This window comes from Rhizobium sp. WYCCWR10014 (assembly GCF_001657485.1).
Lineage (GTDB): Bacteria > Pseudomonadota > Alphaproteobacteria > Rhizobiales > Rhizobiaceae > Rhizobium.
Genome location: NZ_LXFU01000020.1, coordinates 19,120 through 37,858 on the forward strand (window position 1 = coordinate 19,120; position 18,739 = coordinate 37,858).

21 protein-coding genes are annotated in these 18,739 nt (G+C 61.8%); 5 read left to right on the top strand and 16 right to left on the bottom strand.

The genetic code is table 11. The features are described from left to right. Positions 1 to 294: 294 nt before the first annotated feature. Together A6U98_RS01390 and A6U98_RS01395 are read left to right on the top strand one after the other, a co-directional pair. Complete coding sequence (locus tag A6U98_RS01390) at positions 295 to 1,821, top strand: ABC-F family ATP-binding cassette domain-containing protein (protein ID WP_064647401.1); 1,527 nt, start codon at positions 295 to 297, stop codon at positions 1,819 to 1,821. A gap of 164 nt (positions 1,822 to 1,985) precedes the next feature. Further along, positions 1,986 to 2,603, top strand: coding sequence for an outer membrane protein (locus A6U98_RS01395; protein ID WP_064647403.1), 618 nt, complete (start codon positions 1,986 to 1,988; stop codon positions 2,601 to 2,603). A 60-nt stretch (positions 2,604 to 2,663) separates the two neighbouring features. Here A6U98_RS01395 and A6U98_RS01400 read toward each other — a convergent pair whose 3' ends face one another. From A6U98_RS01400 to A6U98_RS01410, 3 genes are all read right to left on the bottom strand, one after another. Continuing rightward, on the bottom strand, positions 2,664 to 3,443 hold the full coding sequence (locus A6U98_RS01400) for a VOC family protein (RefSeq protein WP_064647454.1): 780 nt from the start codon (positions 3,441 to 3,443) through the stop codon (positions 2,664 to 2,666). Positions 3,444 to 3,521: 78 nt separating this feature from the next. Beyond that, the gene (locus A6U98_RS01405) at positions 3,522 to 3,989 is read right to left on the bottom strand and encodes a DUF1579 domain-containing protein (protein ID WP_064647404.1); all 468 of its coding nucleotides are present in this window, start codon (positions 3,987 to 3,989) and stop codon (positions 3,522 to 3,524) included. 118 nt (positions 3,990 to 4,107) lie between these two features. Beyond that, positions 4,108 to 4,833: a thioredoxin family protein gene (locus tag A6U98_RS01410; protein ID WP_064647406.1), complete on the bottom strand. Its 726-nt coding sequence runs from the start codon at positions 4,831 to 4,833 to the stop codon at positions 4,108 to 4,110. Positions 4,834 to 4,921: 88 nt separating this feature from the next. Here A6U98_RS01410 and A6U98_RS01415 point away from each other — a divergent pair, with 88 nt between their 5' ends. After that, positions 4,922 to 5,368: a MarR family winged helix-turn-helix transcriptional regulator gene (locus tag A6U98_RS01415; protein WP_064647408.1), complete on the top strand. Its 447-nt coding sequence runs from the start codon at positions 4,922 to 4,924 to the stop codon at positions 5,366 to 5,368. Between the two features lie 92 nt (positions 5,369 to 5,460). On the opposite strand, the gene A6U98_RS01420 is transcribed toward A6U98_RS01415, so the two are convergent. Then, complete coding sequence (locus tag A6U98_RS01420; RefSeq protein WP_003546481.1) at positions 5,461 to 5,883, bottom strand: organic hydroperoxide resistance protein; 423 nt, start codon at positions 5,881 to 5,883, stop codon at positions 5,461 to 5,463. 133 nt (positions 5,884 to 6,016) lie between these two features. On the opposite strand from A6U98_RS01420, the gene A6U98_RS01425 reads away from it, so the two are divergent. Continuing rightward, complete coding sequence (locus tag A6U98_RS01425; protein WP_064647410.1) at positions 6,017 to 6,493, top strand: MarR family transcriptional regulator; 477 nt, start codon at positions 6,017 to 6,019, stop codon at positions 6,491 to 6,493. 69 nt (positions 6,494 to 6,562) lie between these two features. Here the strand turns inward: A6U98_RS01425 and A6U98_RS01430 are convergent, their stop codons facing one another. From A6U98_RS01430 to A6U98_RS01480, 11 genes are all read right to left on the bottom strand, one after another. Beyond that, positions 6,563 to 6,787 (bottom strand): hypothetical protein, encoded by a 225-nt coding sequence (locus tag A6U98_RS01430; protein ID WP_064647412.1) that lies wholly within the window; start codon positions 6,785 to 6,787, stop codon positions 6,563 to 6,565. Between the two features lie 208 nt (positions 6,788 to 6,995). Beyond that, positions 6,996 to 7,235, bottom strand: coding sequence for a 30S ribosomal protein S21 (rpsU, locus tag A6U98_RS01435; protein WP_003546477.1), 240 nt, complete (start codon positions 7,233 to 7,235; stop codon positions 6,996 to 6,998). A gap of 78 nt (positions 7,236 to 7,313) precedes the next feature. Continuing rightward, positions 7,314 to 7,598, bottom strand: a complete 285-nt coding sequence (locus A6U98_RS01440; protein WP_064647414.1) for a hypothetical protein — start codon at positions 7,596 to 7,598, stop codon at positions 7,314 to 7,316. 254 nt (positions 7,599 to 7,852) lie between these two features. After that, a complete protein-coding gene (locus tag A6U98_RS01445; RefSeq protein ID WP_003546468.1) occupies positions 7,853 to 8,062 on the bottom strand; it encodes a cold-shock protein in 210 nt (69 codons plus the stop codon). 281 nt (positions 8,063 to 8,343) lie between these two features. Beyond that, positions 8,344 to 9,078 carry a L,D-transpeptidase gene (locus A6U98_RS01450; RefSeq protein ID WP_064647415.1) on the bottom strand — a complete coding sequence of 245 codons (735 nt, stop codon included), beginning with the start codon at positions 9,076 to 9,078 and terminating at the stop codon, positions 8,344 to 8,346. Positions 9,079 to 9,253: 175 nt separating this feature from the next. After that, positions 9,254 to 10,060: a L,D-transpeptidase gene (locus tag A6U98_RS01455; protein ID WP_064647418.1), complete on the bottom strand. Its 807-nt coding sequence runs from the start codon at positions 10,058 to 10,060 to the stop codon at positions 9,254 to 9,256. Between the two features lie 90 nt (positions 10,061 to 10,150). Beyond that, complete coding sequence (locus A6U98_RS01460; RefSeq protein ID WP_064647419.1) at positions 10,151 to 10,387, bottom strand: hypothetical protein; 237 nt, start codon at positions 10,385 to 10,387, stop codon at positions 10,151 to 10,153. 41 nt (positions 10,388 to 10,428) lie between these two features. After that, a complete protein-coding gene (locus tag A6U98_RS01465; protein WP_064647421.1) occupies positions 10,429 to 11,349 on the bottom strand; it encodes an alpha/beta fold hydrolase in 921 nt (306 codons plus the stop codon). Positions 11,350 to 11,462: 113 nt separating this feature from the next. Next, positions 11,463 to 13,088, bottom strand: a complete 1,626-nt coding sequence (locus A6U98_RS01470) for a cisplatin damage response ATP-dependent DNA ligase (protein ID WP_064647423.1) — start codon at positions 13,086 to 13,088, stop codon at positions 11,463 to 11,465. 229 nt (positions 13,089 to 13,317) lie between these two features. Beyond that, positions 13,318 to 14,328 (bottom strand): ligase-associated DNA damage response exonuclease, encoded by a 1,011-nt coding sequence (locus A6U98_RS01475; protein ID WP_029874314.1) that lies wholly within the window; start codon positions 14,326 to 14,328, stop codon positions 13,318 to 13,320. An 87-nt stretch (positions 14,329 to 14,415) separates the two neighbouring features. Continuing rightward, the gene (locus A6U98_RS01480) at positions 14,416 to 15,222 is read right to left on the bottom strand and encodes an alpha/beta hydrolase (RefSeq protein WP_064647425.1); all 807 of its coding nucleotides are present in this window, start codon (positions 15,220 to 15,222) and stop codon (positions 14,416 to 14,418) included. A 104-nt stretch (positions 15,223 to 15,326) separates the two neighbouring features. Here A6U98_RS01480 and A6U98_RS01485 point away from each other — a divergent pair, with 104 nt between their 5' ends. Then, positions 15,327 to 16,298 carry a glycerophosphodiester phosphodiesterase family protein gene (locus A6U98_RS01485; RefSeq protein WP_064647427.1) on the top strand — a complete coding sequence of 324 codons (972 nt, stop codon included), beginning with the start codon at positions 15,327 to 15,329 and terminating at the stop codon, positions 16,296 to 16,298. A 113-nt stretch (positions 16,299 to 16,411) separates the two neighbouring features. Here the strand turns inward: A6U98_RS01485 and A6U98_RS01490 are convergent, their stop codons facing one another. Beyond that, positions 16,412 to 18,709 (bottom strand): EAL domain-containing protein, encoded by a 2,298-nt coding sequence (locus tag A6U98_RS01490; RefSeq protein ID WP_064647430.1) that lies wholly within the window; start codon positions 18,707 to 18,709, stop codon positions 16,412 to 16,414. Positions 18,710 to 18,739: the final 30 nt, after the last annotated feature.

Sequence of the window (18,739 nt, forward strand, 5' to 3'; positions counted from 1 at the left end):
TTTTTGCGAGCAATGTTATTTGGATCTCGCAAGCTTTTGAGAAAGGAGGATCACGCAATGCAATATTTTCGGTTTAATCGCCAGCGTGGTCCCGTCAACGCCCTGCAAATGCGTTTGCAGGGCTGACCAGAGACCGTTTCTCGACATCTCTTCCTGGTCTGCCCTTCGTGGCCAATGCGGCGTCGTAATTGACAGCGCGCATTCCTCTCATTTCCCGGGCTCGAACCGCGCAATCCCGTGATGGCTGAATGCCCCGGATCGTGCCGACCACCCGGTCAAGACCAGAGAACGATCATGACACTCATCAATATCCGCAATCTCGGCGTGACGCTGGGCAATCCTTTGTTTTCCAAGCTCAATCTCGTCGTCAATGCCGGCGACCGCATCGGCCTCGTCGCCGCCAACGGGCGGGGGAAATCGACGCTGCTTGCCTGCATCACCGGTGCGCTGGAGCCGAGCGAGGGCGAGATCACCAAGGCGCGCGGGCTGACCGTCGGCCATGTCGCGCAGAATGTGCCGCCTGCCCTTTTCGACACGCCGTTCTACGATGCGGTGCTGCAGGCGCTGCCGGCCGATCAGGCCGAAAGCGAAAGCTGGCGGGTCGATGTGGTGCTGGAATCGCTCGACGTGCCGGAGGCCATGCGCGGCCGGCCACTGAAGCAGTTGAGCGGCGGATGGCAGCGGCTTGCCATGCTTGCCCGCACCTGGGTGAGCGAGCCCGACGTGCTTCTGCTCGACGAGCCGACCAACCATCTCGACCTCGAAAAGATCGCGCAGCTGGAGAGCTGGTTGAACGCGCTGCCGCGCGACGTGCCGGTTATCCTGTCCAGCCACGATCGCGCCTTCCTCGATGCGACGACCAATCGGACGCTGTTCCTGCGGCCGGAGCAATCGCCGGTCTTTACCCTGCCCTATACCAGGGCACGCGCCGCCCTCGACGAGGCCGACGCTTCCGAAGCCCGGCGCTACGAGCGCGATATGAAGGTGGCGGAGCAATTGCGCAAGCAGGCGGCGAAGCTCAACAATATCGGCATCAATTCCGGCAGCGACCTGCTCGTCGTCAAGACGAAGCAGCTCAGGCAGCGTGCGGAGAAGCTGGAGGACGCGGCAAAACCGGCGCACCTGGAGCGCTCGGCCGGCGCCATCCGGCTTTCAAACCGCGGCACCCATGCCAAGGTGCTGATGACGCTGGAGGATGCGGCGGTAACGACGCCGGATGGAACGCTGCTGTTCAAGACCGGCCGGCAGTTCATCTGCCAGGGCGACCGCATCGTGCTGCTCGGCCTCAACGGCGCCGGCAAGTCGCGGCTGGTGTCGATGCTGAAACAGGCGATCGAAAGACCCGAGACGGTGCGCGACAGCATCAAGGCGACCCCCTCGCTGGTGCTCGGCTATGGCGACCAGGCGCTTGCCGATCTTGCCGACACCGACACGCCGATCGGCACGATCATCCGCCGCTTCGATGTCGGCGACCAGCGGGCGCGGGCCCTGCTGGCGGGCGCCGGCATGACGATCGACATGCAGGCAAAACCGATCGGCCAGCTCTCCGGCGGCCAGAAGGCCAGGCTCGGCATGCTGGTGCTGCGGCTGACGGAGCCGAACTTCTACCTGCTCGACGAACCGACCAACCACCTCGACATCGACGGACAGGAGGCGCTGGAGAGCGAGTTGATGGCACATGAAGCGAGCTGCCTGCTGGTCTCGCATGACCGCAGTTTCGTGCGGGCCGTGGGAAACCGGTTCTGGCTGATCGAGAAGAAGCGGCTGGTGGAGGTGGAAAGCCCGAAAGGATTCTTTGCTTCGGTGGGATCAGGCGCGTGATGGGTGGCGCGGCGTGCCGTGCCGCCCCGTCCTTTGCGAGGGTTCGCAACAAATCTCAATGTTAAAGGACACTCCGCAACACCGGCGTGGGGCATGGTTTCTTGAGAGCCGGGTGTCGCGATCGCTCTCTCGGCTTTTCTCCCCATGAAACACGAGGCATCTCCATGCATATCAGACTAGTCGCCTGCGCCGCCCTGGCGCTTTCGGTTGCCGTTCCGGCCGTTGCCGCCGATCTCACCTATGAAACGCCGTCGGCGCCGTCCGCCGAGCAAGTATCTTCGGCCTATGACTGGTCAGGCTTCTATCTCGGCGCCCAGGGCGGATATTCCTGGAGCCAGGCAGAGATTCTCGGCTCGGATCAGGATATCGACAGCGGTACATCCGGCCTGCATGCAGGCTATAATTTCCAATCCGGAAATATCGTCTACGGCATCGAGAACGACTTCAACTACAACTTCGAGAAAAATGGCAATGCGAACCTCGAATGGGATGCTTCCGGCCGAGCCCGGGTCGGTTACGCTTTGGATCGAACCCTGTTTTTTGCGACGGCAGGCGTGGCAGCCGGCGGCGGCAAGGTCGACATTCCGGCTGCCGGAAAGAAGGACGGCATCCTGATCGGCTGGACGGCCGGCGGTGGTATCGAACACGCGGTCACCGACAATATCCTGGTGCGCGGCGAGTATCGCCATTCCGATTTCGGCAACAAGGACTTCGGCTCGACCATCGGCGATGTCGGCGCCACGCAGGACAAGGTCCTCTTCGGGACCAGCTACAAGTTCTGACGGAAAGGCAGCGGCGGCAACCGTATGGGGGTCCTGCCGCACGCTGCCACGCCTAAAAGCCTAACGCTTCGGTGCCACCAGGCAGAAGAAGGCGCCTTGTGGGTCGGTGGCCTGGATGATCCAGCTGCCGCCGGGGACTTCCATCGGGCCGTTGACGAGCTTGCCGCCGCCTGAGGTGACGCGTTCGATCGCGGCATCGAGGGTCGGCACGATGAAATAATAGCACCAGAAGGTCATCGGCATGTTTTCCGGCTTGGTCATCATGCCGCCGGTCTGCCGGCCGTTATGGGCGAAAAGATAATAGACGCCCATCGGTCCCATGTCGAATTCGCTGTCCTTCGTCCAGCCGAACAGCTTGGAATAGAAGGCCAACGCCTCTTTGCCATTGCCGGCATAGAGTTCGCGCCAGCCGATATTGCCGGGTGCGTCGAAGGCCAGTTCCGGCATGGGCTTCTCCATCGGCGCCGGCGTCATGATGCAGAGCACCGCGCCATGCGGATCGGCGACGACGGCGAAGCGGCCGATGGTCGGGATGTCTTCCGGCGGACGGCGGACCGAACCGCCATTGGCGGCGAAATCCTTGGCCGACTGGTCGACGTCGTCGACATCGACATAACCCGTCCAGTTCGGCGGAATGCCCTTGCCCTCGAGTTCGGCCGGAAATTCCATCAGGCCGGCGACGCCGACGCCGTTCGCCTCGAAGATCGTGTAGGTGGGCATGCCCTCCATTTTCATTTCGGAGGTGGTCCAGCCGACGACCGAACTATAGAATTTCGCGGCAGCCGATGTGTCGGGGGTCATCAACTCGCACCAGATGAACTTTCCATGCGTCTCAGACATCATACACTCCCTTTTTCGACGCCCTTCTTCGGAGGCCTCTTTGCGAGGCCCCTTTCTCGAGGTTGAACGCCGCGATTGTCAGATCTTGCGGGCGTAATGTGCTTCCATGAACTGCTTCCAGGACCCGTCCTGCTGCTTGGCGCTGGAGACGAAGGTGCGGTGATCGGCGTCGACGAAGATGATCTGCTCGCGGTAATCGGCAAGCCCCTCGCCATTGAAGTCTGGACCTGTGGTATAGAGTTCCAGCACATTGCCTGACGCGTCGACCTCGCCCTCATAGACCCACATATAGTCCATCATGCTGCCGATCCAGCTGCCGACATACTTGCCTTTTGCGTCGTTGTAACCGAGCGTCAGGATGCTGGTCGCCTCCTTACCATCCGGCATGCGGCCGGTCCCTTCTGCGACGAACCAGATGCCGTGCAACGAGCGGACGGTCTCCGTCCAGGGCTCGCCGCCACTCATGTCGGGTGCGGTGACGGTCCAGTCGCCGACCAGTCTTTCCAGGAAGGAATGTTCCTTCAGCACTTCAGCGGTCTTCATCATCCTCTTCTCCCTTGAGTGATGGTGGTGCGTAGTCCGCATTCCGGACGCAAAACTGCTGGATCGTTAGAGCATGATGTCGCCCGAAAACCGCTTACACTTTTCGGCATCATGCTCCGGCTCAGTGACAGCAGGATGGCGCCTTGGCCTCCTCATATTCGTCGTGGCGGCGCACGAAATTCATCGTGCTGTCCTCGTTGCGGCCCTTCGGCGCGCGGTCGAGGATCATCAGGGTGCCGATCAGTTCTTCCGGCCCGCGGGCATAACTCGAATAGGTATGGAAGACCTCGCCCTTGTCGTTGCGGTAGAAAGCGCTCAGACCCGGCAGTTCGTCATTGGCATCAGCCGGCTGCATAGGCGTGAAATTGTAAAAGACCTTGTCTTTGGCAAGATCCTCGGGGCTGAAAGAAACGTGATAATCGAAATTGAAATCGCTGCCGAAGGAAGAAACCCAGGGAAATTGCCAACCCATGCGCTGTTTATAGGCAGCGATCTTGTCGAGCGGCGCGCGTGAAACGGCGACCCAGGTGACGTCGTGATGGTTCAGATGCGGCAAGGCGCCATCGACATGATCGGACAGGAAGGAGCAGCCGGTGCAGCCGGCATCCCAATCCGGGCCAAGCATGAAATGGTAGATCAGCAACTGGCTGCGGCCGTCGAAGAGATCGGCGAGCGACTTCCTGCCCTCCGGCGTCTCGAAGGCATAATCTTTGTCGACCTTCACCCAGGGCAGCGCCAGACGGGCGGCGTTGACGCTGTCGCGCAACCGCGTCGCCTCCTGCTCCTTTGCCAGCAGGGCACGGCGGGCCTCGAGCCACTCTTCGCGGGACACAACTTCATTCTGCATGGAATGCGCCCTCCTCCGGCGCTTGCCGGTGAAGCCGGCTCATCTCCTTCTCCTTGACTAAATACATTGATATCAATAGAAATGGGGCATGTCAAATTCGATCGAGATTCCCTTTTCCACGACGCTGATGGTGCGCGACACCTGCCTCTGCCTGCATGTGCAGCGGGCGGCACGCGCGCTTGCCCGGCTGTTCGACGATGCGCTGAGGCCGGCCGGCCTGACCAACGGGCAGTTTTCGCTGATGATGTCGCTGAACCGGCCGGAGCCGCCGCCGATGGGGCCGGTCGCAGCCCTGCTCGCCATGGACCAGACGACGCTGACGGCGGCGTTGAAGCCGCTGCAGCGCAAGGGCTGGGTAACGGTGATGGAGAACCCGAGGGACAGGCGCGGCCGGCTGCTGAGCCTCACCCCTGAGGGCAAGGCGGTGCTGGCAAGAGCACTGCCGATCTGGGAAAGCACACATGCGATGATCGACGGAAAGCTGCCGGATGGCAGCGTCGCAAGGCTGCGGCAGGATCTGCAGGCGCTGTCATGAATGATGGCAGAAACGGCAAAGCCGGCCGGATAGTACCCTACCCGGCCTGCAGATGGCGGCAGCCGATACGGCTACCAGCTTTTTAAAATCGATCAGGCGACGGTAACCGGGACCTCGGTCGAGGTGCGCATCGCGTGGCTGTAGGGGCAGACGATGTGGGCTGCGGCTGCGAGCTTTTCAGCGGTTTCGCGGTCGAGACCCGGGATGTTGACGGTCAGCGCCACTTCGATGCCGAAGCCGCCGCCATCTTCACGCGGGCCGATGCCGACCTTGGCGGAAACCGTCGTATCTTCCGGAATCTTGACCTTCTGCTGTCCCGCGACAAATTTCAATGCACCGAGGAAGCAGGCGGAGTAGCCGGCAGCGAAGAGCTGTTCGGGATTGGTGCCGGTTGCGCCGTCGCCGCCGAGTTCCTTGGGAACGGTCAGCGTCACGTCCAGAACGCCGTTTTCGGAAACGGCGCGGCCCGCGCGGCCGCCGGTGGCAGAGGCTTTGGTCGTATAGAGAATAGGCATGACAATCTCCTTTGGTTGGCCCTTCGATCGGGTTGGATTTTTAGTATCGCACAATTAAATTGTACGCAAGTGAATTTTGCAAATTGCATTTCGAATTCGAAAAGAGGACAATCAGGCTTCAAGGACAATAGATATGAAAGCGCAAACGACGAAGACGATGGAGATACCGCAAGAGGAGAAACGGCTGGAAAAGCAGTTGTGCTTCGCGGTCTACGCGACGGCGCATGCTTTCACCCGCGCCTACAAGCCGATCCTCGACAGGGTCGGCCTGACTTATCCGCAATATCTGGTGATGCTGGTGCTGTGGGAACGCGGCGAGTTGCCGGTCAAGACGATCGGCGAGCAGCTGGATCTCGATTCCGGCACGCTATCGCCGCTGTTGAAACGGCTGGAACAGAGCGGGCTGCTCAAGCGCATCCGCGACCTGCGCGACGAACGGCAGGTGATCGTGTCGCTGACCCCGCAAGGTCAGGCAATGAAGGGGGAGATCGATACGATCATGGGGGCGATCGGGCAAGCCGCAGGCTGCACGCTTCAGGAAATGGCCGAGATGCGCGACATGCTGCATCGGCTGCGGGGCAATCTCGGGCGGGCCGGCACGGGCGGCTGAACGCATTCATCCGGTAGAACTGGCACCCGGTAGAACTGGCACCCGGCAGAGCCGGCATGCGCGCCGAGATCAGGGCCGCGGCTTAGCCGGCGACCGGCGCTTCTTCGCAGGCGCCGCCTTAGGTTCAGCATCGGCCTCCTGCTGCAAACGCAGTGCTTTCAGCTTCTCCGTCTTCTTGTCACGGGCCGTTGCCTCGGCGGCGATAATGGCGCGCGCCGTGTGATCGGTCGCTTCCGCCTTGTCGCGAGACGAAAGCTTGGCGGGATTGAAGAATTCTCCCTTGGTGGCGGTCATGTGCCCCTTTCCCAGGTGATGGCGGCGTTACCGCATAGTTCCTCAAATCGAAATCGGTTCAAGGAATTATGCTGAAATTCAAGTGTTACAGCCTCGTTTGCGCGTCTGGAAAAGACGCGCGGCGCTGTAAGCCACGGCTCCACGGCAGAAACCATGATTCCACGGTTGGGCCGTGATGCCACGGTGGGCCGTGATGCCACGGCCGGGATTAGCGGGTGGGGCGCAGAACCTTCTTCGGTGCCGGCAGCAAACCTTCGCGCTGCAGCTTCTTGCGGGCGAGCTTGCGCTGGCGGCGAATGGCCTCGGCCTTTTCGCGGGCGCGCTTCTCGGACGGCTTCTCAAATGCGCTGCGCGCCTTCATCTCCCGGAACAGGCCTTCGCGCTGCATCTTTTTCTTGAGCACGCGGAGCGCCTGATCGACATTGTTATCTCTGACGAGTACCTGCAAAACGATATCCTTCCTGTTGCGGCGGCGAGGCCGCACTGTCCAAAATTAAAAACCCGGGCCAAAATAAAAAACCCGGAACTACTTCCCGATTTTGATGCTCGAAAACTTCAGCCAGGGCTCGGCGCCGTCAGACTTGGCCGCCGCCTCGGGGGAAGCCCTAGACGGAGATTCACCGGTATCGATGTCGGCCTCAGTGATGCGGCGCTCGAAATTCTCTGCGTCGAACTGGACGCGATATTGCACATGCCCATGGTCGTTGGGAAGGATGCTGGAGATCCGGCACCGCTTATTAGCTTTCGCCGTGCGGGTGAGGCCGGATTTCAGCACGATCACGTCGCCGACTTTATAGTTTGGTCTGCCCATTTCAGCGTCCCTTCGACTCTTCGGCTGCTCAATCGGTCAATCAGAACGACCGGGGGTCATTCAGGAACGACCGCGGGGCATTCCGGAAAAGCCTGCGATCAAAGCAAAAAGGCCGGGCTCGGACCCGACCTCTTCCAGTCACTCAGCCCGCTGCCGGTATGGGCAGCTCGCTGCCAGTACATCCGTGGTCAGCTTGCTGCCAGCACATGGCCAGCGCGCTGCCATATTCATGGTCAGCAGAGGCGAATGACAAATCATGCGGCCTGAAGGTTGTCGGCCGAATTCTTGCCGGACTTCTTGTCGCGGACGAGATCGTAGCGGATCTTCTGACCTTCAACGAGTTCGCGCATTCCGGCGCGTTCAACCGCTGAGATATGGACAAAAACGTCCGTAGAACCATCATCGGGCTGAATGAAGCCAAAACCTTTGGTGCCATTGAACCACTTGACGACGCCTGAATTCATAACGATCTCCTTTTCAACCGTTTGTGTTCGCCTGCGGAAAAGATATCCGACAAGCCGTATCGATGTTGAGAGGATATCTGACGGAGCGCTCAAGCGCGTGGACAAAGGTCGCAAGCAATTCGATACGCACCATGTAGGATATTTACCGAATTAAGCAATGGTATTTCGGAAAATAATTCTCTCGCGGGGGCAAAATGAAGCTCTTGCCCAGGGCAAAGCGCCTGCTTGCCCGAGAAAACGATCGGTACGAGGCGGCCGGATTTCGGCCGCCTCGGGGACGATTATTGCCAGACGACGATGGGCGCCTTGGTCGGAACGCGGTCGTAGAGATCGATGATATCCTGGTTCATCAGCCGCACGCAGCCCGACGAGACGGCCTTGCCGATCGAGCGCCAGTCGGGATTTCCGTGCAGGCGATAGAGCGTGTCCTCTCCATTCGAGAAGATATAGAGGGCGCGGGCGCCGAGCGGGTTCTTCAGACCCGGCTCCATGCCGCCGTTCTCGATCGAATATTTGACGAGTTCCGGCTGGCGGGCGACCATCTCGTTCGGCGGCTTCCAGCGCGGCCATTTCTGACGCCACTGGATGACGCCAGACCCCTGCCAGGCGAAACCCTCGCGGCCGATGCCGACGCCGTAACGCATCGCCATGCCGTCGCTCTGGACGAGATAGAGGAAGCGCGACGGCGTATCGACGACGATGGTCCCTGGGGGCTGGCCGGTGGGATCGACGACGCGCTGGCGATAATAGCGCGGATCAATCTGCTCGTAGGGAACGGCTGGAATGAGAAAGCCGCCGTCTTCGATGGGGCCATACATGACGGCAAGCTCGGCCCCACTCGGCACGCTCGATGTTCCCATCGACTGAAACAGGCGCATGGGCGAACGGTAAATGATCCTCGTATCGCCTGATGTCACCGTGTTGGCTGAGGAGGCGCAGCCGGTGAGCGCGGAGGCTGCGGTCAACGCCGAAAAGGAAAGAAAGCTGCGGCGGGAAAGATGTCTATCGAAGCTCATGACGCGGGACTGATTTCCTCTGATGCGGGAAGCCGGACGAGACGCCGGGAAGCCGGTGATTCGTCCGATGCCGATAACAACATGAGAAGATCTATCGGCTTGCGCCAAATAAACCATAGCTTCACGCAGACGTGTCTGGTCCGGAGCAGACGATATGGGCCGCGCTGTTGCAGCGCTACATCACAACGATCTCGGCCTTGGCAGGAACGCGGTCGTAAAGATCGATGACGTCCTGGTTCAGCATGCGCACGCAGCCCGACGAGGTGGCCTTGCCGATCGACTGCCAGTCGGGTGTGCCGTGGACGCGGTAGAGCGTATCCTGCCCGTCCTTGAAGATATACATGGCGCGCGCGCCGAGCGGGTTCATCAGCCCCGGATTCATGCCGCCATTCTCCGCCCCGAAAGGGCGAACTTCAGGCTGGCGCGAGACCATTTCGACCGACGGCGTCCAGCGCGGCCATTTCTGCTTCCACTGGATGACGCCGCGGCCGGACCAGGCGTAGCCGTCGCGGCCGAGACCGACGCCGTAGCGCATCGCCTTGCCGTTGCCCTCGACGAAATAGAGGAAATGCGCCTTGGTATCGATGACCACGGTGCCGGGACGTTCGATCGTCTGATAGTCGACCTCCTGGCGCAGGAACTGCGGCTGTACGCGGCTGACCGGGACCGCCGGCAGGGTGAAATCCTCGTCACGCAGCTGGCCATACATCGCCATATGCACCGGATTGCTGACCGGCAGGCCATAGGTCTGGTGGAACTGGGTCTTGTAGAGCTCACGCGTCTGCGGCACCGGCTGATCGGGGATCGGCCGCACCCGGCGTGGATCGACGCCGGGCGGCTGATAGAAGACCGGCGAGGTTTCCTGGACGAAGCGGGCGGGCGAATCAGCGGCGACATCGGGAATGAGGATGTTGCAGCCGCTTAGCGACGCAACCGCGATCACAAGCCCGGCAAGCGGGAAGACCCGGCGCAGAAAATTCATGGAACCACCCTTATCAACGATCGGCGAGACAGCGATATCTGCCGGAACGATGGCATCTGCGGCTGGCGCGAGGCTGGCGTTGAGGTGGGATCAGGAAACGAGCAGGACGCCGTTGCCATAGGTGGCGGCCAGATCGCCGATCAGTTGCGTCTCCCGTTCTGTCAGCCTGCCGGTATCGACGAAACGCCAGTTGCGTTCATAAAGCGCGAAGGCCTCGCCGGCGGGTATAGCGCGCGCGGGATCGCGATTCCAGGCGAGCGATTTCAGCTCGGGAAAGTCGTTCGGCACAATCGTGCTCTGTGGCATGCTCTTAGCGTTCGTCGTCATTCCAGCAATATAGGGCCAATGGCCCTCTAAGCGGCTGGAATTCAGGCTGCCACCCCGTGGAAGAAACGAATGCTCTGTTCGATCTCGGCCGGCAGCGCTGAGGTATGATTGCCGGCGACGGTTTCGGTCTCGATATGGATGCCGGCGGCGCGGGCGCGGCGGGCAAGCAGATCGGCGCGGTCGTTGAAATGCGGCTCCTCCGTGCCGTGGACGACACGCACCGGGCATTTGAAGCTGTGGGCATAACAAAGGGCCGAACGCACCTCGAATTCATGTGCGTTGCTGTCGTCGAAGCGGATGTCCTGGGGATAGCGGCTGAAAAAGCGGAAGGCGTTGGGGTTGCCCGAAATCGGCGCGGCGGCGCGGAACTTGTGGGTGGTCATCGCCGTCAGCATTGTCAGCGTGCCGCCGATGCTGTGGCCGGCGATGAAGAGACGCTCGGGATCGACACCCGGCAGATGCGCCAGGCGCTCGGTGGCGGCGAGCACGTCGTCGACCTCGTCGTAGAAGCCGGAAAAATTGCCCATTTGGCCGTTTTCGCCGCGCAGCGACGGCATCATCACAACGTAACCGGCATCCATATAGGGCTTCATCAACTGCCAGTGGCCGATGCCCATGGCATTGCCGCCGTGCAGGAAGAGCACGGCAGGCTTGGCGGCGCGCTCGCGCTTGTATTTCGAGACCCAGGCTGCCAGTTCCAGCTCGCCGTAGCCCGAGCGGTAGAAGATCTTGTCGGCATCGGCAGGCGCATTCAGCGGTTCGTATTTGTCGGGCGCCGGGCCCTTCTGCAACAGCTTGGTGCGGAATTGGTGGCGGACCTTGGCATAGTCGTGCTTGGCAAGGCGCGGCTCGTCCGGGACATCAAACGCGGCTGCCATGCGCGGCAAGACGAGTGCACCGGCAAGCCCCGCCAGAACGGCACGGCGTTGACGGAAAAAGGAATTTTGTTCAAGCGAGCTCATAACGCACCCATCATTTTCCCGGCACGCAGAATCTGCACCGGAAGATCGTTGCCGCCAATACACATGCTGTTGAAAATATTGCCCTGCGTCATTGTTGCGCAGGGTATGCAACTTCACGCCGGCTTGGCATCGATCATGGCGATCAGCGTGCGCAGCCGGTCGGCCTCGTAGGAAGGCTTGTCGGGGCGAAGGCGGGCAATGCGGGGGAAACGCATGGCGACCCCCGATTTGTGCCGGGTCGAGCGGTTGATCCCCTCGAAGGCCACTTCGACGACGAAGCCGAAATCCTTGTCGGCGCGCACCGCTCGCACCGGGCCGAAACGCTCGGTGGTATTGTTGCGCACGAATTTGTCGAGCACCTCGAGTTCGGCATCGGTAAAGCCGAAATAGGCCTTGCCGACGGGCACCAGCTGTTCGCCGTCCTCATCATCGGCCCAGACGCCGAAGGTGAAATCGGAATAGTAGCTGGAGCGCTTGCCATGGCCGCGCTGGGCATACATCAGCACCGCATCGACATTATAGGGGTTGCGCTTCCACTTGAACCAGGGGCCCTTCATGCGGCCGGCCTGGTAGACGCTGTCGCGGCGCTTGATCATCACGCCTTCGATGACCGGGTCGGGCGGCGCGGCACGCAGGACGTCGAGCTCTTCCCACGACGAGAACGGCACGAGCGGCGAGAGGTCGAAACGGTCGTGCGGGGCACGGTCGATGATCTCGGTCAGCCGGTCGCGGCGATCGACATAGGTGCGGCCGCGAACATCCTCATCATCATCGAAGAGCAGATCATAGGTGCGGATGAAAGCGGGGTAATCGCCAAGCATCTTTGCCGTCACCGTCTTGCGGTTCAGGCGCTGTTGCAGGTCGGAGAAGGTGCGGGTCGGGCTGTTGGAGCGGGCGGTGCCGCCAACCAGCAGCTCGCCGTCGACGACGCCTGAAAAATTGATCGCGTCGAGAATATCGGGAAAGGCGCCTGATATGTCGTCGCCGGAGCGGGAATAGATCTTGCGCCTATCGCCGGAGCGGGAGAGCTGGACGCGGATGCCGTCCCATTTCCATTCGGCGACATAGTGGGCCGGATCGAGACCGGCAAGATCGCCCTCCTCCACCGCATTGGCGAGCATGACGGAGTGGAAGATCGCCGGTGTCGCCAGTACCGGTTTTTCTCCGCCACCCGCCAGCCATTCGAACAATGTTTCATAGGGCGGCTGCAGGCCATGCCAGAGGGTTTCGATCTCGGTGACGTCCTTGTCGCCGAGATCGGCGAGCGCCTGCTTGGCAAGGCGGGCGGAAACGCCGATGCGCATGGCGCCGGTGGCAAGTTTGATGAAGGCGAAACGGCCGGACGAATCCAGCCGATCGAGAAGATCGCGGACGTAGCTGCGCACTTCGGTGCGGCCGAGCGCATTCATACCGGCGACGACCTCGCCAAGCCGCGGCTGGGCAAGGGCCGAACGGTCGATATCCCTCTCATTGTCCCAGACGAGCGAGATGGTTTCGGCAAGATCGCCGACATAATCGTAGGAATAGCGAAACAGCACCTCGTCCATGCGCTCCAGCACCAGCTCGCGCAGCATGGCGGGCTTGACGTTGCGCACCTCCAGCGTGCCGGCAATGGCGGCAAGCCCATAGCCGCGGTCAGGGTCCGGCGTGTCGCGGAAATAGTCGGTCAGCAGCTTCAGCTTGCCGTTGCGGCTGGGGGTCAGCACCAGGCGGTCGAGGAGGTCGGCGAAGGCTTTCATGGGTGCCTCCCGACTCGGGAGGAAAGCCACTTCCCAATGGCATATGGAAAAAACCCCTCCCCAACCCCTCCCCACAAGGGGGAGGGACTAAGCCGTGGCACCGCCTCGCAAACCAACAAGCCGGCCGCAGGCTCTGCGCCGGTAGATGAATACGGCGAGGGCCGCGCGTTAAGCCCCTCCCCCTTGTGGGGAGGGGTTGGGGAGGGGTTTTCAGCGACAAACTCCATCCTCAATCCCCCTCATCCTCATAACCCACCAGATGCAGCGGCTTCGCCTTGATGCCCTGCAATTGGCACCAGCGCACCAGGGCCTCCTCGCGGCCATGCGTCACCCAGACCTCGGCCGGGTGCAATTCCCGGATCGTTTCGGTCAGTTCCGGCCAGTCGCAATGATCGGAGATGACGAGCGGCAGTTCGACGCCGAGCTGTTTGGCGCGCTGGCGCACCATCATCCAGCCGGAGGCGAAGGCCGGCAGCGGCTCGTTGAAGCGCCGGGCCCAGCGGTCGGCGAAAGCCGATGACGGGCCGATGACGACCGCACCCTTGAAGGCGGACTTGTCGCGGCTTTCGATCGTCGCCGGCAGCAGCTCGCCGAGATCGATGCCCTGCTCGATGTAATAGTCGCAGAGTTTTTCCATGGCGCCGTGGATATAGATCGGTTCGGCATAACCGGCATCGCGCAGCAGCCGGATGACGCGCTGGGCCTTGCCGAGCGCATAGGCGCCGACGAGATGAGTGCGCTCGGGAAATTGCCGCAATGATGCCAAGAGCTTGCCGATCTCGTCCATGGGATCGGGATGATGGAAGACCGGCAGGCCGAAGGTCGCCTCGGTGATGAAGACATCGCAGGCAACCGGCTCATAGGCGGCGCAGGTCGGATCGGGTCGGCGCTTGTAGTCGCCGGAGACGACGATGCGTGTGCCGTTCTTCTCAATGGCGATCTGGGCGGAGCCGAGCACATGACCGGCCGGATGAAAGCTTACCTTGACGCCGTTGACCAGCAATTCCTCGCCGAAGGCTGCCGCCTGCTCGCTGGCGCAAAAACCGTCGCCGTAACGCAGGCGCATGATGTCGAGCGTCTGGCGGGTGGCAAGCACGTTCACATGGCCCGGGCGGGCATGGTCCGAATGGCCATGGGTGACGAGCGCCTGCTCGACGGGCCGCACCGGATCGACATAAAAGCCGCCTTCCGGGCAATAGAGCCCCTCCGGGGCGGGATAAAGCAGCGCATCAGGTCTCATGAAACGAGAGATAGCGGGAAATGGGCGCGAGGCCAGAGGGCGGGAAGACGGACCGGCGAATGCGCCGTGGCTCAACGCCGGCGATCGTCACGAACCTAATCCATCGAGGAAGGATTCCACTGCGGCATTAAATTGCGACGGCCGCTGCAGCGGCGCGAAATGGCTGACGCCTGTGAGATAGATCATCTCAGCGTTCGGAATGCTGCGGGCCAGATATTCGGCATGGTCTGGCTTGATGAATTCGTCGTGCTCGGCGAGGACGACCGCGACCGGCACGCGGATCAGGCCCAACTCGGCGGCCTGATAGTTCGGCTCTGTCCGCATCATCAGGCTGACCGCCTCGACGAATGGATTAAAATCATCCGGCGTGGTGGACAATGCGGCATAATCCCTGGCGTGTCGGCTGAAGCATCGGTCGATGACCGGAGTCGGAACAAATTCCAGCGTGCCACTCGGATCCATGTTGCAGGCAAAGAAAAAGACGCCCTCGACCCGGGACGGCGCCGTCATGGCAAGGATCAAAGCGATGCAGGCGCCATCGCTCCAACCGATGATGGCCGCCTTGTCGAGATGCAGTTCGTCCATGACGGCGAGCACATCGGCAGCCATCAACTCATAGGTGTAGGGACGGGAATCGCGGGTGCTTCTTCCATGGCCGCGGCTGTCGACAAGCACGACGCGGTGGCCGCTGCGCAAGAGTGCCGGGACCTGATAGCCCCAGTTGCCGCTGTGGCCGAGGCCGCCATGCAGCAGAATGACGGGTGGACCGGCGCCGTAGCTCGCATACCAGATACGGGCGCCTTCATGGGCGACATGACCGTCGACTGCTGCCGGCGGCAACGGGGTGGCGCCATGCGCTTCGAAATGGATGAGCTCGTCGTCGTCAAATTCCATAGCGATCAGACTCATTGTTGCCGCAGCATAGAAAAGCCGGAAAACAGCCCAAGAACAACCAGAATCGCTTTCTAGCCCTTGCGATGCAACCAGGAGGATCGGCATTGGGCAGGAAGTTTTTCTATTGTGCGGCGGCGATCGCGGTCGCGGCCGCCGGCATCTATCTCAACAATACCAGCCTGCTCGCCGAACATCGGCCCGGAAAGCCGGTGCTGCTCGCTCATCGCGGCATAGCCCAGCGGTTCGACGAAACCGATCTCAAGAACGACACCTGCACGGCGAGCCGCATGCTGCCGCCGAAGCACGACTATCTGGAAAACACACTTCCGTCGATGCAGGCAGGCTTTGCGGCCGGCGCCGATATCGTCGAGATCGACGTGCATCCGACGACCGACGGCGAATTTGCCGTCTTTCACGACTGGACGCTCGACTGCCGCACCGACGGGCATGGCGTCACCCGCGAGCATTCGATGGCTGACATGAGGAAGCTCGACATCGGCTATGGCTATACCGCCGATGGCGGCAAGACCTTTCCCTTTCGTGGCCGGGGCATCGGCATGATGCCGACCCTTGCCGAGGTGCTGTCGAGTTTTCCGGATCGGCGCTTCCTCATCAACGTCAAGAGCCGCGATCCCTCCGAGGGTGAAAAGCTCGCTGCCGTGCTCAACGGGTTTTCCACGGAAAGACGGGCCGAGATCATTGTCTATGGCGGCGACGAGCCGATCGACGTGCTGCGCCGGATGGCACCCGATATCAAGACCGCCTCGCGCAAGAGCCTGAAGGGCTGCCTGTTCGGCTATATCGGCTATGGCTGGACCGGCCTGCTGCCGGAAGAATGCAAACATGCGATGATGCTGGTGCCGATCAATATCGCGCCGTGGCTCTGGGGCTGGCCGGATCGTTTTCTCAACCGGATGGCGGATGCCGGGACCGAGGTTTTCGTGCTCGGCCCCTATCGCGGCAGCGATTTTTCCACCGGCATCGACGACCCCGCGCAACTGGCGCGGCTGCCGCCAAACTATGCGACGGGCATATGGACGAACGAAATCGAGGCGATGGGTAAGCTTGCGAAATAGAGCTTGAAAGACGCCGCATCGACCTGATCGATGCGGCGTTTTTCAATGTTTCCTTTTGTGCATGTCGTTCTCCCAAAACCGCTGCACAGTTTTGGGCGACATGCACTAATGCACTAGAGGCTCCGCGCCCGCAGCAATGCCGGGATCTCCTCCGGGGAGACGGGCTTGGAGAAGCGGTAGCCCTGCGCCTGCTCGCAGCGCGCCTGGCGCAGGAAATCCATCTGGGCGTCGGTCTCGACGCCTTCGGCGAGAACGGAAAGCTTCAGCGTCTGCGCCAGCGAGATGACGGCCGAGGCGATGGCGACGGCGGTCTTGTCGCCCGGCAAAGCCTCGACCAGCGAACGGTCCATCTTCAGGCGATCGAAGGGAAAGGTCTTCAGCGCCGCCAGGCTGGAATAGCCGGAGCCGAAATCGTCGATCGACAGGCGAACGCCCAACGCCCGCAGCGTTTCCATCATGGCGAGCGCGCGTTCGGCATCGTGCATCACCACGCTTTCGGTGACCTCCAGCTCCAGCCAGCGGGACTGCAGACGGTGGCGCTCGAGCGCTTCGGCGACATGGGTTGCGAAATCCGGATCGGCGAACTGCTTGGCGGAGACGTTGACGGCGATCGTCAGCGGCGTCAGGCCCATGTCCTGCCAGTTGCGCGCCTGACGGCAGGCCTCGTTCAGCACCCAGAGACCGAGGGGGACGATCAAGCCGGTCTCTTCGGCGAGCGGAATGAAATTGATCGGCGGCACCCTGCCCTTGGCCGGATGGTTCCAGCGGACCAGCGCCTCGAGCCCGGTGATGCGGCCGGTGGCGACATCGACCTGCGGCTGGTATTCCAGGAACAACTGGTCGCCGGCGATCGCCAGGTGCAGTTCCTCGTGCTCGCCGAGCGGCATTCCGACGGGCGTGCTGCAGCCCTCGTGATGTTGCAATGTGTTGCGGCCGAGTTCCTTGGCGCGGTACATGGCGCGGTCGGCATTGGCGAGAAGCTCTTCCGAGGTTGCGCCATCGAAGGGGAAGGCGGCAACGCCGATGCTCGAGGTGACGGTGATCTCGCCGTCGGCACCGCGGATCGGCCGGTTGATCGCCTTCTGCAGCTCGCGAAGGCGGCGCGTGATGCCGGCATCGTGGCTTGACTGGTGGACGAGCACCACGAGGAATTCGTCGCCGCCGAGACGCACCACCATATCTGACGCCCTGACGCTATTGGCCATGCGGGCGGCAATCTCCTTCAGCACCTCGTCGCCGGCGGCGTGGCCGCGGCCATCATTGATGTCCTTGAAATTGTCGAGATCGATATAGGCGACGGTCACCTTGCGGTTGTTGCGCCGGGCCTGGTCGAGGATACTCGCCAGCCGCTCCTTCAGGAAGGCACGGTTCGGCAGGCCCGTCAGATCATCATGATGGGCCATGAAATGAATGCGATCGTCGACACGTTTGCGCTCGATGGCGATGCCGGCGATATGGGTGGCGAGCGCCACCAGCGTCATCTCGTGCTCGGTGGGACGGCGGACTTCCCTGGAATAGAGCGCGAACGTGCCGAGCACATTGTTCTGCGATGTGGCGATCGGCGTCGACCAGCAGGAGCGGAAGCCGAACGGGGCGATCAACGCGCGAAAATCCTCCCAGAGCGGATCGCTCATCACATCCTCGACGATCACGGTCTGACCGCGCCAGGCGGCGGTGCCGCAGGAGCCGACCTTGGGACCGATCGTGACACCATCGATGAGGCGGCTATAGCCGCCGGGCAGATTGGGAGAGGCGCCATGATAGAGCCTGGTGCCCTCGCTGTCGAGCAGCAGTACCGAGCCGTCGATCCCGGTCAGTTGCGCCTCGATCATCAGCACGAGAGCCTCGAGGATCATCGGCAACGGTTCGTTGCGGGCAATCATTTCGAGCAGGCTCGCCTGGCCGCGATGCAGATCCTCCTGGCGCTTGCGTTCGGTGATATCACGGGAAACACCAATCAGGCCGACGATTTCGCCGCGATCGTTGCGCAGCGGTATCTTCGAGGTCAGCCGGCATATCGGTCTTCTGCTGCCGGGAAGGACGTAGGATTCCTCCATGTCGATGCGGGCTTCGCCCGTCGTCATGATCTGCTGCTCGATATCGAAATGGTGGAGCGCCGTCTCGAAATCGAACAGGTCGAAGTCACGCTTGCCGGTGATCAGCGCAGCGCTCTCCAGGCCAAGGCTGCTGGCGGTGACGGCGTTGGCAAAGACGAAGCGGCTGTCACGATCCTTGACGTAGAGAAAATCCGGAAGTTCGTGGACGATTTCCTTGAGGCGCAGGTTCTCGATGCCCTCGGAAAGGTGGTGGGCGGTCGATGCCATCATTGCCTCCGTCGCGGCGACGATGCGCCGCGTTTCGGCCGTCAGGGCATCGGCTGATTCCCATCGCCTGGCACTCGGTTCCTGCATGCCGCCATTCTCCCCGCCGGCCGAAGGCCG